The 12,091-nt window shown below is 37.1% G+C and carries 13 protein-coding genes; 5 read left to right on the forward strand and 8 right to left on the reverse strand.

The genetic code is table 11. The features are described from left to right. The first annotated feature begins 112 nt into the window (after nt 1–112). Nucleotides 113–511 (forward strand): CBS domain-containing protein, encoded by a 399-nt coding sequence (locus tag ACLKMH_RS00880; protein ID WP_413700480.1) that lies wholly within the window; start codon nt 113–115, stop codon nt 509–511. Nucleotides 512–571: 60 nt separating this feature from the next. Here the strand turns inward: ACLKMH_RS00880 and ACLKMH_RS00885 are convergent, their stop codons facing one another. From ACLKMH_RS00885 to ACLKMH_RS00920, 8 genes are read right to left on the reverse strand one after another with little or no spacing between them, the layout of a single operon-like run. Next, nucleotides 572–2,680, reverse strand: coding sequence for an EAL domain-containing protein (locus ACLKMH_RS00885; protein ID WP_413702223.1), 2,109 nt, complete (start codon nt 2,678–2,680; stop codon nt 572–574). 25 nt (nt 2,681–2,705) lie between these two features. Beyond that, a complete protein-coding gene (locus ACLKMH_RS00890; protein ID WP_413700481.1) occupies nt 2,706–4,784 on the reverse strand; it encodes a response regulator in 2,079 nt (692 codons plus the stop codon). Nucleotides 4,785–4,820: 36 nt separating this feature from the next. Next, the gene (locus ACLKMH_RS00895) at nt 4,821–5,471 is read right to left on the reverse strand and encodes a CHASE sensor domain-containing protein (protein WP_413700482.1); all 651 of its coding nucleotides are present in this window, start codon (nt 5,469–5,471) and stop codon (nt 4,821–4,823) included. 1 nt (nt 5,472) lies between these two features. Then, nucleotides 5,473–6,036 (reverse strand): YfiR family protein, encoded by a 564-nt coding sequence (locus ACLKMH_RS00900; RefSeq protein ID WP_413700483.1) that lies wholly within the window; start codon nt 6,034–6,036, stop codon nt 5,473–5,475. A 3-nt stretch (nt 6,037–6,039) separates the two neighbouring features. After that, on the reverse strand, nt 6,040–6,267 hold the full coding sequence (locus tag ACLKMH_RS00905) for a hypothetical protein (protein WP_413700484.1): 228 nt from the start codon (nt 6,265–6,267) through the stop codon (nt 6,040–6,042). Nucleotides 6,268–6,285: 18 nt separating this feature from the next. Next, a complete protein-coding gene (locus ACLKMH_RS00910; protein ID WP_413700485.1) occupies nt 6,286–7,047 on the reverse strand; it encodes a TonB-dependent receptor plug domain-containing protein in 762 nt (253 codons plus the stop codon). After that, on the reverse strand, nt 7,034–7,861 hold the full coding sequence (locus tag ACLKMH_RS00915) for a TonB-dependent receptor plug domain-containing protein (RefSeq protein ID WP_413700486.1): 828 nt from the start codon (nt 7,859–7,861) through the stop codon (nt 7,034–7,036). The genes ACLKMH_RS00910 and ACLKMH_RS00915 overlap by 14 nt, the downstream gene beginning before the upstream one ends. Continuing rightward, a complete protein-coding gene (locus ACLKMH_RS00920) occupies nt 7,798–8,034 on the reverse strand; it encodes a hypothetical protein (RefSeq protein ID WP_413700487.1) in 237 nt (78 codons plus the stop codon). Before ACLKMH_RS00920 ends, ACLKMH_RS00915 begins: the two co-directional genes overlap by 64 nt. 855 nt (nt 8,035–8,889) lie before the next feature. Between ACLKMH_RS00920 and ACLKMH_RS00925 the strand changes: the two genes are divergently transcribed. From ACLKMH_RS00925 to ACLKMH_RS00940, 4 genes are read left to right on the forward strand one after another with little or no spacing between them, the layout of a single operon-like run. Continuing rightward, the gene (locus ACLKMH_RS00925) at nt 8,890–9,930 is read left to right on the forward strand and encodes an ABC transporter permease (protein WP_413700488.1); all 1,041 of its coding nucleotides are present in this window, start codon (nt 8,890–8,892) and stop codon (nt 9,928–9,930) included. 9 nt (nt 9,931–9,939) lie between these two features. After that, nucleotides 9,940–10,431: a hypothetical protein gene (locus tag ACLKMH_RS00930; RefSeq protein ID WP_413700489.1), complete on the forward strand. Its 492-nt coding sequence runs from the start codon at nt 9,940–9,942 to the stop codon at nt 10,429–10,431. Further along, nucleotides 10,394–11,098 carry an ABC transporter permease gene (locus tag ACLKMH_RS00935; protein ID WP_413700490.1) on the forward strand — a complete coding sequence of 235 codons (705 nt, stop codon included), beginning with the start codon at nt 10,394–10,396 and terminating at the stop codon, nt 11,096–11,098. The genes ACLKMH_RS00930 and ACLKMH_RS00935 overlap by 38 nt, the downstream gene beginning before the upstream one ends. A 37-nt stretch (nt 11,099–11,135) precedes the next feature. After that, on the forward strand, nt 11,136–12,089 hold the full coding sequence (locus ACLKMH_RS00940) for an ABC transporter ATP-binding protein (RefSeq protein WP_413700491.1): 954 nt from the start codon (nt 11,136–11,138) through the stop codon (nt 12,087–12,089). Nucleotides 12,090–12,091: the final 2 nt, after the last annotated feature.

A 12,091-nucleotide genomic window follows, 5' to 3' on the forward strand; every position in this document is an offset into this window, starting at 1 on the left:
GGCCAGCGCTATTGTGTTACATAAATGGCATGTAAATGTCTGCATAAATGTTGCATAGATCACAGATAGTGTTTATTGTGCATACACTCTCAATGGAAATGAAGGCGATAAAATGAAAGATTTAATAGTTAAGGACTTTATGAATGTCGATTTTGCAAGGATCAGTGAAGATATGCCTGTGATTACTGCATCGATAGAGTTGATTAAGAAAGAAGCCTTAGGTGGACCCGTTGTAGATAAAGGAAATAAACTACTAGGTTGGATTTCTGAACAGGAATGTTTACAGGTAACCACTCAATTTGCTTATCATAATGAACGAGTTGCGATAGTAACCGATATTATGCGTAAAGATGTTTTAAGTGTAAAAGCGAATCAATCTATTTTTTCTCTAGCAGAAAAAATGAATGGGACTCAGCCTAAAAACTACCCTGTCATTGATGACAATAACAAAGTGATTGGTGTTATCACTCGTCGTCGTGTTTTAAAAGCGTTACTCGATAACCATTTTTAATGATGCCTTATTAAACATAACCTAAACATATGATGAATAGGTTATGTATTGCTTCGATGATTAACCTTTACAAATTTTATTGTGTTTATCATGCTCTAACACTTCAAAATTAGCTTCCTTAATTAACTGCATTATTGTTTCTGCAGAAACTGGCCTTGAGTAGTAATATCCTTGAATATAATCACAACCATACTGGCGTAAACAGGTTAATTGTTCAAAGGTTTCTACCCCCTCAGCAACAACACTTAATTCTAAATTTTTAGCTAAGTTAAGAATTGATTTTACAATTGCGACATCCTGTTTACCTTCTGGTAGAAAATCAATAAAAGATTTGTCGATCTTTAATTTAGAAATAGGTAGGTTTTTCAGCTGTGAGAAAGAGGAATAACCCGTTCCAAAATCATCAATAGACATTTTTATACCTAGGTCACTTAACCCTCTTAATGTCGCCTGACAGTTTCCCTCTTGATTACTTGGCACAAGATGCTCTTCTGTAATTTCAATCTCAAGTTGCGATGCTGAAATACTCTCTTGCGCTAGTACACTTGCCACATATTCGGTAAAGTCTTCACTGTATAGCTGTCTTCCAGATACATTTACTGCCACGGTTAAATGTTCACATGGGGTTTGTTGCCAGCTACGTAGTCGCTGAATAGCCTCTTGAATAACCCACTTTCCAATTGGAATAATCAACCCAGTTTCTTCGGCAATTGGAATAAACTCATCGGGGAAAACGGGTGTTTTATCGCCTCTATCCCAACGGATAAGTGCTTCAACGCCTGTTATTTGTTGTTTGCTGGTACAAACCTTAGGTTGATAGAGTAATTTAAAGTGATTGTTTTCTAGTGCATCACGTAGTTCATTTTCAAGTGACCAACGTCGAATAACACTATCTCTTAACTCACTGGAATAAAATGCAAACTGGTATTGCTCTGAACGTTTTGCTTGATACATCGCGGTATCGGCATTACGTAATAATTCTTCGGGATTTTTACCATCATCAGGATAAAAACCTACACCAATGCTCGCTTCTAAATAAATCATTTTATTGGAAACATAAAATGGTTTTTCAAATAACTTTTTTAGACGCTGAATGAAACCAAGCACCTGTTGTGCATCCTCAACGGTATCAATGATGATGGCAAATTCATCACCACTAAAGCGAGCAACCATATCGTAGTTATGCGATTCCGATCTAAAGCGTTCAGCGACTTCACACAAAACTGCATCACCCACTTTATGCCCTAATGAGTCATTAATATTTTTGAAACGATTTAAACCAATAAACAATAAACCGACTTTTCGACCTAATCGAGCGACACGTTGCATTGCTCTTTCAAGTTGCTGTTGAAACAGAATGCGATTAGGTAAGTTGGTCAAAGAGTCGTGATGGGCGATATGCACTAATTTTTCTTGAGATTTTTTGAGTTCACTAACATCCTGCATAACACCTGATAATACGGGTTTGGCATTTTTGGCATGGTTACTTTCTAATAATACGCCCTGCAATTGAACATGTAATAATGATTGGTCGATAAGTTGTATTCTAATATCTAAATTAAAGGGTTTTCCATCTGAAAAAGCCTGTAATATGACACTTTCAACATACAATCGCTCTGTAGGATGAATGATTGTTAATAAATAATTTATGCCATCTTCAAATTTTGTTTCTGATAACATTAACATTTTAGAGAGTTGTTTCGAAAGTAATAAGCGTCCATTTACGCCTGCTATTTCCCAATGACCTAATTTGGCAATTTGTTGTGCATGTTCAAGCCGAGACTCACTTTTCTTTAGCGACTCTAGGTAATGATTACTTCGCAAGACGTAACGCAAATGGTGCCTGATCAAAGACCAGTTGATAGGTTTAGCAACAAAGTCTGTCGCCCCCAAACGATACGCTTTTTCAATGGATTCTGTGTCATCCATACCGGTGATCATCACTACAGGTACGTTTTTCTTTGTATTAGACTCACGGATCAATTTACAAACTTCAAAGCCATTTAATCTAGGTAAATCAACATCTAATAGCACTAAATCAGGCGCATGTTGATTAAATAGAGCAAATCCCTCTGCACCATCTTTAGCCTCTATAATTTGATACATTTCTGATGAGAGCGCCTGACAAAGCAGAAGACGCGTCATTTCATCATCATCAACAACTAATATCTTTTTCTATGCATAGTGCCTCAATTTAGTCCTGCGTTTTATATTGTGCTTGGCCTTCGAAATAATGCGTTACCTTATCTGATTCGAGTTCAATTTTATTAATCAACTCAGGTAATGAAGTCAGTAATTCTTTTCTGACGGATTGCTCTAATTGCTTACAAAGCTCTGCTAAATGATGCGCTCCAACATTCGCACTACTTGATTTGAGAGTGTGAGCTAGTTTGCGTATGTTCTCAACCTCTTGATTAGGAACCAATAAATCTTTAAGGGTTTCCTCTAGAGTGTTTAGGAACAATTGTGTCACTTTGCTAACTAACACATCTGGTTGGTCTGGTTTTAATGACGCAATTTTCGCTAACACGGAAGGGTCAACAACCATAGCTTCTGCTTCGATTGATTCATGATTTGAATTATTATCATGATGCGCTAAAGCGCTTTTCCTAGGAATATTTAGCCAGGGTACTAATGCATCGTAAAGGCCATCCCTTGAGAAGGGCTTACTCAAGTAATCATTCATTCCGGCTTGTAAACATAGTCCCTTATCGCCATCCATTGCGTTAGCAGTTAATGCAATAATGGTTAATTCAGAAAATGATGGTTGACCAGCCTCCATAAGACGGATTTGTCGAGTTGCTTCTAACCCGTCCATTTCTGGCATTTGCATATCCATTAAAATCAAATCATAGGTATGCTCTTTTACCGCCTCAATGGTCGCAATACCATGTTTGGCAATATCAACCTGTAAACCAAAGGACTCCAACATGATCATGGCCACTTCTTGATTTACTTTGTTATCCTCTGCAACCAAAATGCGATAAGGGTAATTAAAATGTAAGTCTTCAACATTTTTACGCGCTTTATTAGCTTGAGTTTTTCTTTCCTGCTGAAAGGCTTGAATTAAACATTGATAAAGCTCTTTTTGTAATACTGGCTTATTCAAGAAACAAGCAATGCGATTATCCTGTAGCGACTGAATGCTTGCTTCGGTTGAGCTTAACATGACCATTTCTGGCTGTTGCCACTGAGTGTTTTTACGTACTTCAGCGACTAATTGCAAACCGTCCATATTAGGCATATTCATGTCCAGAATAAGTAACTGGTAGGGCTGTTTTTTTATTTCTGCAAGTTGAATTAACTGTAACGCTTGTCGACCATTACCGGCTAAATCACAGTTCATCTTAATAGCGGCTAATTGCTCTTTAAATAGTAATTGATTGGTATGATTGTCATCAACAACTAAAATGCGTTTATCTTGTAAAGAAGATAAAGCTAATGGAATATTTGCGGCAACATGTTTTTTGATCGTAAGTGGCAATGTAAATGAAAAACAGCTTCCATGATTAACTTGTGATTTAACAATAAGCTCTCCGCCCATCATATCAACAAGTCGCCTTGCAATTGGAAGCCCTAGTCCCGTTCCGCCATATTTACGAGTGGTTGAGCTATCCGCTTGAGAAAATGAATTAAAAATATGCTCTATTTTATCTTCTTGGATACCAATACCAGTATCTTCGATTTCAAATTGTAATTGATTACCTTCATGCATAGTTAAACGCAATAATACTTGCCCTTGCTGAGTAAATTTAAGTGCATTGCTAAGCAGGTTATTTAAAACCTGTCTCAACCTACCAGGGTCTCCTTGATAAAAAGTAGGTAAAGTTGGGGGAATTAAAAGCACTAGCTCAATTCTTTTGGTATAGGCAGATTCAGCGTAAAGAACACCAAGTTCTTCGATTAATTCACGCAAGTTAAATTCAATGGACTCAATTTCCATTTTCCCTGCTTCAATTTTAGAAAAGTCTAAAATATCGTTAATGATCTCAAGTAAGTTTTTTCCCGACTGATAGGCTGTCTCGGTAAAGCGTTGCTGGCGTTGATTCAAGTTTGTTGCTAACAACAACTCTGTCATGCCTAAAACCCCATTCATTGGAGTACGAATTTCATGGCTCATAGTCGCTAAAAACTCACTTTTTGCTTTATTTGAGGCTTCCGCACTTTCTTTCGCTAGAACTAACTCTTGAGTCCTATGGGCAATTTTTTCTTCTAGGGTATTTTGATGATTTTCTAAATCTCGATCACGGGTTTCCACTCTATCAAGCATCATATTAAACCCTTTAATCAAAGAGCCGATCTCATCCTGTCATCGCCCTGAAATACGTAAATGATAATTTTTTTTATCGGAGACTTCCTGCATCACTTTTGTTATTTCTAATATGGGTTGAGAAATGATTCGTTGCGACCTGACAGCTAACAAGAAAGCCAAAAATGTCGCGAAAATAAGTATAAAAGGTGTAAATATTAGTCGCTTTTCTAATCGCTTTCGCAACAAGCTATTATCATCCATCAATAATACGTGACCCAATATTTTGTCTTCAAGATATACTGCTTCAATATGATGCAACACATTATCAAGTATTTGGCTTTGCATTCGTTCAAGACTCATTGTTAGAATTTCTTGATCTACTTCATCTGCAAATGAAGGTTTAAGGTACTCAGCTAATAACTGATCTTCACTATCATAGATCCTTGCTAATACAATTTCTGACTTAACAGATAAGCTATTTAAGTTTTCTAAGGCTGAATTAGGATCGTGAAAGGCAAGAGAAGCGGTACTTTGTGCGGCGATAAGTTTTGATAATGCCTGCAGTTGATTCTTGGCATCATCATGACTGTATTGATATTGCATAAAACCAATTAGGGCAACTATGATCAAAGCCACTAGCGCACCAGAAAATAAACCGATAGAAGTTAATTGGCCACGTAAGGAAAGGTTACTTAATTTTATTATCATATTAACCTTCACCATCAATAAGAATGGCAAGTTGCAGTAACTTAGAGCTAAATTTTAATTGAGAATTAGCCAATTGTTGTATATTCACTTCAAAGCGTAAACGTTGATCCTTTTCTATCAAATTAATAAGTCCCCCATAGTCAAAGAAAGCCCCGTCATCAGTAATAGTAAGTACAGTATCTTGATTAATTAAAGAAAGTAAGTAACGGTAACGAGTACCTTTGTTGGTATCAATATAGATAGCATGGCATTGTTTAAATTCATTTTCTTGATTGGGTTTTAATAATTTAATTGGGTGACCCGCAATGGTTTTATCTTCTAAGCTTTGTAATTCTGAGATGACATCATCATCACCATAGCTACAGAAATAAAAAGGAGATGTGGGAGAGTCCCAAGTATCCGAGGGCCACAGGGTAAATTTGGCGATATTATACAAGTATGCCACTTTCAAAGCACTTATCGTCGGGGTAGCCGATAACACTGAGCATGATGTAAAGATCATCACCAATAAAATAGCTAATTGTGTGCAAAAATACTTTTTAAAAGTAGTCATATTTCGCTTCATTAATTACCATTTATAAGTCGCATTTAGATAAAAACTGCGTTCAATAGCAGATGCAGACTCCCATGCTTCAGCGATAAATGCTTGTTCAGCAGAATGTAATAGGTTGCGTCCTACTAAGGATAAACTTAATGCTTCGGTTGCTTGCCATCCTAGGCGAAGATCTGCATCCACAATGGCATCAATATTACTACCATTCCAACTACGTGTCTGCGTTGTAATAAAGGCGAGCATCCAGCTCAACATTGGAACTTAAATCAAAAGCCCCCATAATGAAACTTGATGTTTTAAAGCTCTACCCTCCACTAAAGTAATAATCGTCGTACTGGCCTCATTTTCCTCTTTATCGGAAAGATCTATATCTAAATAATTATAGACTAAACGATAACGACTCGTTGAAGTTGCCTGCCAGTTCATTAATAACTCAAAACCTTTACTATTACCTTCTATCGTATTGCCTAGATAGATTGGAACTACCATATAAGTATAATCATCACTCAAATAAGCAGTACCAAGGCTCGAACTACGTAAATTGTCATACTGATTATAAAAAGTAGCAATATCTAAAGATAGTTGTGGCATTAATATCCAACGCGTTCCAAGTTCATAGGCATCTAATTGCTCAGACTTAAAATTCTTATTCCCATAAGCTTTTCTCGCAATAGGAAAACCATTTTGAATCTCTATACTAGTAAATACTATCGATTCAACATCTGCACGTGATGGGGTTCGATTTGCTCGCGAGATAGCGCCCCACCATGTCACCTTATCAGTAGGTACCCAGGCAAGTCGGATATTCGGCTGTATTTCTGTACCAGTAAAATTATTATTCTCTAATTTAGCTCCTAAAGTTAGCGTCATGTTTTGCTCTGGAAAACTGATACTATCTTGAACAAATAAATTCCAAATTTCACTGTTACCTATTGAATTCTCGATCGCAACATATTGTGAAGAGGTGAAATTATTTTTACTATATCGATACCCCGCTCCCCAAATCAGATCATGATTTTGCAAAGGAGAAAATTGCTTGCTGTAATTCCACATTAAACGTATCACGAGTCTCTGAAAATAACGTTTCATAGTGGTCGTAATATTCATAATTAAATTTAGCAGTAACCTCTGAATCTAATCCTGTCAACATTCCCCAATTAACACCGATATTACCACCTTTAGCACCCATATCACCGTTTACCGTGCTAAAATAAGGGTCTTCAAATGATGGTAAACTCACTTCTTCTTTTAAGTCATCACGGTATAGGTCGCCCTGGAAGGTTAAAGATTGTTTATCATTGGGTTGCATATCTAAACGGAAACCTGTTTGCAGGTAATCACCACCATTATCTTGCCCTTGCCCAGAAGTATTTACTGATTCATCTAAACGTTTACCTTTTGCGTAAGCACGCAATTGCATGTTTTCTGATATCTCACCACCTTGACGAATACCCACACCTTTATATTCATTACCCGCAGAAACAGACAATAATCCACCCGGGTTTTCTCCCGCTTCACGAGTAATAATATTGATGATCCCATTAACGGCATTTGCTCCCCAAAGCGTAGCACCTGGACCACGGATCACTTCGATGCGAGCGATGTCTTGCATCAAATAATCAAAATGCTCCCAATTTACCCCAGAAAAACTAGGGGTATAAACGCTACGACCGTCAATTAAGACTAATAATTTATTAGCGTAACGGCCAGTAAAACCACGAATACTCACCGCCCATTTATTGGGGTCAATTTGTGCAACATCAACACCAGGGACTAAACGCAAAGCTTCGGGAATGTTAGTTGCACCAGAGCGTCGAATTTCATCATCTGTAACCACATAAACAGCGTGTACGCCTCTGAAAGCTTTTCACTTTTTTTGCTCACTGAAGTAATTTTTAATTGCATCAATTGGTCAAAATCAAGTTCTGAAAAGGGATCCGATATATCATCAGCCATAACCACGGAGGGCAAGAAAGCCAATAAAAAAACGGAAATAATAGAGGTTTTCATATCACAAGTCCTTTGGCATTCGTTTATCATTTAAGAGGCTTATTAATAGCAAAACAATTAATGGCTTATTTTGTTTTATTCAAGGAGTAATAATGCTCATTGTAAAAAACACAACTTATAGAAACATATCAATAAAAAAGCTTCTACTTAAATTGCTTTATTATTAAGTACTGTCAATTTGTGTATTATTTTTTTCAATAAATAGTGAATAAAAAATAATACAAAACAAAAATGGAGTTTATCAAGCACCCTCTTTAAATAGAGGTATTTTTGACAAAATACAGAAGTATATTTCTTAAATAAAACAGCCATAAATATTTAGCATAGCTACTTTTTATTTACTTACAAATATCATCTTTTAATATTTATTGACCTAACCCACTATATCAAAAAATAATAATTTTTTAACAATTAAGATTGTATTCTAAAATGCCTCAACAACATATTTTCCAAATAACTATTACTTTTTATTTTCAATAACATGCTTTTTGAACAAAAAATGATCTACATAACAGCTATTTATGCATGAAAATGAAAAAACACAGTTAAGTTGCGACATTTTTGTAACATGATATTTTTTATGCACTGGTTTTATTTGTTCAAAATACGATAAAAATGTTACCAGTAACTTTTTCTTGTGAACATGGCTCACAAAAAATTAAGACTCATGTATCAAAACATTGACTGAGTTCAAACTAAGCAGTGTATGGCATTTACATCATTGCCTTCAAAACATAATAATTTCACAAGAAAATACTATTGTCAGACAATAATTGTACAAAAATACAAGGTTAACATGACGTATAAAAATATTTTCTTTACATGAAATTTTGCATCTCATGTTAACAAATTGCTTTGCGACAGGACAGTCGCAATTTTTATAAAATAATTTATCAAGGAGACTCTATCTTTGCAATATATTTTGCGACGTTTGTTGATTTCCATACCGACACTCATAATTATATCAGTCGTTTCGTTCATACTTATTCAGCTTCCCCTGGTGATTTCGTTGATGCCTACATCTCCGAAAGAATGATGATTGATGGCTCAATCAGTGATGTTGACGCGCTGAGATCAAGTATTCAAGCGGAACTAGGCATCAGTGACAGTATGCTGGTTAACTATTTCAAATGGATAAGTGGCTTCCCAACAGGTGATTTTGGTTATTCATTCCAACATCAAAAACCAGTAAGTGATCTTATTTGGGGCAAATTAGGACTAACATTCTTAATTACCTTCGTTACCCTGATTTTTACATTAGTGACTGCATTTTTAACCGGTATCATTTCAGCAATGAAACCATATACAGTATTCGACTACGTGGTAAGCTTTTTTGGATTCCTTGGTTTAGCCGTTCCTAACTTCCTACTTGCCTTATTATTAATGTACTTTTCTTTGGAATGGTTCGGGCAACCCTTTTCAGGACTATTCTCTCCCGAATACATTAATGCAGATTGGAGCATGGACAAGTTCTGGGATGCAATGAGCCATATCTGGATCCCCGTTATTGTTGTTGGTACATCAGGTACTGCCGCGCAAATTCGTATTATGCGCGCCACCATGATGGACGAATTACACAAACCCTATGTTGATACCGCGCGTTCGAAAGGTCTACCAACATACAAAGTTATCCTTAAGTACCCTGTTCGCCACGCAGTAACTCCACTTGCATCAACTATTGGTTGGCAGTTACCAAATTTGGTTTCTGGTAGTGCGATTGTGGCCATTGTATTGAGCTTACCAACAACTGGGCCTTATTTATTAGAAGCACTTCGAGGTCAAGATATGTACCTAGCAGGGACCTTCCTAATGATGCTCGCGGTACTGACCATCATTGGTACATTGCTTTCAGACATTATTCTTGCGTTGTTAGACCCACGCATTCGACTTTCTTAAGGAACCATCATGACATCTACTATCTATAGTCCGCCAGAAAATACGGACGCTAAATTAGAAGCAGGCTTGGAGTCACAGGATAAAGGCAATGAAATATTTTATGCCTCTAAAAAGCGCTTAATGTGGCTGAGATTCAAACAACACAAAGTGGCGCTGTTTAGTGCCATCATGATTATCTTTGCTTACATCGTTGCTATTTTTGCACACTTTGTCAGCGTACAGGATATCAATACATTCAGTGCTAAGTACTCTTATGTTGCACCTACTGAGATTCATTGGGTTGATAAAGAGGGTAATTTCACTCGTCCGTATATTCATAATATTACGCGTAAAATTAATATGGACACGCTTGAATATGAATATACCGCTGGCGAAGATGTTTATCCGATTAAATTTCTTCACCGTGGTTACAAGTACACATTCCTTGGCTTGATTGAAACAGATCTTCACCTTATAGGTGTTGATGAAGGAAGCGACCTTGTTCCTAATGGGCTCCGATAAACTCGGTCGAGATGTGTTTAGTAAAGTTGTACATGGGGCAAGAATATCACTTTCAATCGGTTTGATTGGTGTATTTCTCAGTTTAGTTTTTGGTACGATTTTAGGCGGAATTTCAGGTTATTACGGAGGTCGAACTGATACTTTAATTCAACGTTTGATTGAAGTATTAATGTCTTTTCCATCGATTCCATTATGGATGGCATTAGCGACATCATTACCACCACAGTGGTCACCATTAGTCGTTTATTTCATGATCACACTGATTTTATCATTGATTGGTTGGACAGGTATTGGGCGAGTAGTGCGTGGTATCGTGATGCGCTTGAAAGAAGAGAAATACACCGAAGGCGCATTGCTTTCCGGTGCAAGTAACTTCTACATCATTCGTAAACATCTGATTCCAGGCGCAACCAGTTTCGTTATTGCACAAGCTACATTAAGTATTCCTGCAATGATCATCGCTGAAACCTCTTTAAGCTTTTTAGGCATAGGGCTACGCCCACCAGTTGTTAGCTGGGGTGTACTACTTCAAGAAGCGCAAAGCATTACAGTTATCGCTAATAACCCTTGGATACTTTACCCCGCCTTATTTGTTATCGCTGTTGTATTATTTTTTAACTTCCTTGGTGACGGCCTTCGTGATGCTTGCCGACCCATATATGAATAGAGCTTAATTATGCGTAAAAAATTACTTGAATATAAAAATGTTGTCAGCTCAGTTTCATACCATTGAGGGTGTAACAAACACATTAAACGATATTGACTTAACCATTTATGAGGGCATGAGCCTTGGTATTGTAGGTGAATCAGGTTGTGGTAAGAGTGTTACTGCACGTATGCCAATTCGCTTATTACCTGAGCCAATGTTCAGAATTACTAAGGGTGAAGTGATTTATCATCGCAATGAAAAACCATTCAATACTTTTAATACCAAACAAAATGGTAAAGAAATTAATAAAATTCGTGGTAAAGAAATCTCCATGATTTTCCAAGAGCCGATGAGTAGCTTAAGCCCTATCCATACTGTGGGTAGCCAAATGGTTGAGTTAATCAGACAACATTCTGATATGGATAAAGCACAGGCGAAAGCACATGCGATTCATATGTTAGAACGCGCTCGTGTTCCCCGTGCAAGTGAAGTCTTTGATGATTATACCTTCCAGCTTTCTGGTGGCATGCGTCAACGTGTAATGATTGCAATGGGAGTAAGTTGTGGGCCTCGTCTGTTATTTGCAGATGAACCAACAACGGCATTGGATGTAACCATTCAAGCGCAGATTCTTGGTTTACTTAAAGATATTCAACGTGAACAAAATATGGCGCTGGTTTTGATCACCCATGACTTAGCTGTGGTGGCTAATATGGTTGAAGAAATCGCCGTATTTTATCTGGGTTATATTGTTGAAATGGGCACTACAGATCAAATCTTAAAAACGCCTAAACATCCTTATACCAAGGCATTAATTGACTCAATTCCAACGCTTCATACCACTGATGCACTGAAGCCAATTAAAGGCAGTATACCGGATCCCTACAGTAAAATTACGGGGTGCCCGTTCGGGATGCGTTGTGACAAAGTAACAGATAGATGTCGCAAAGAAGTTCCTTCATTTGATACACATGAAAATGACCACAAGGTCAGATGTTTCGAGGCATAACT

The organism is Psychromonas sp. KJ10-10 (assembly GCF_047323245.1).
Taxonomy (GTDB): Bacteria; Pseudomonadota; Gammaproteobacteria; order Enterobacterales; family Psychromonadaceae; genus Psychromonas.

Bases quoted from the DNA above. Each gene is read 5' to 3' on its own strand.
- ACLKMH_RS00880 (WP_413700480.1), top strand. From the start codon at position 113: ATGAAAGATTTAATAGTTAAGGACTTTATGAATGTCGATTTTGCAAGG.
- ACLKMH_RS00890 (WP_413700481.1), bottom strand. From the start codon at position 4,784: ATGATGCTTGATAGAGTGGAAACCCGTGATCGAGATTTAGAAAATCAT.
- ACLKMH_RS00895 (WP_413700482.1), bottom strand. From the start codon at position 5,471: ATGATAATAAAATTAAGTAACCTTTCCTTACGTGGCCAATTAACTTCT.
- ACLKMH_RS00900 (WP_413700483.1), bottom strand. From the start codon at position 6,036: ATGAAGCGAAATATGACTACTTTTAAAAAGTATTTTTGCACACAATTA.
- ACLKMH_RS00905 (WP_413700484.1), bottom strand. From the start codon at position 6,267: ATGCTCGCCTTTATTACAACGCAGACACGTAGTTGGAATGGTAGTAAT.
- ACLKMH_RS00920 (WP_413700487.1), bottom strand. From the start codon at position 8,034: ATGAAAACCTCTATTATTTCCGTTTTTTTATTGGCTTTCTTGCCCTCC.
- ACLKMH_RS00930 (WP_413700489.1), top strand. From the start codon at position 9,940: ATGACATCTACTATCTATAGTCCGCCAGAAAATACGGACGCTAAATTA.
- ACLKMH_RS00935 (WP_413700490.1), top strand. From the start codon at position 10,394: ATGAAGGAAGCGACCTTGTTCCTAATGGGCTCCGATAAACTCGGTCGA.
- ACLKMH_RS00940 (WP_413700491.1), top strand. From the start codon at position 11,136: ATGTTGTCAGCTCAGTTTCATACCATTGAGGGTGTAACAAACACATTA.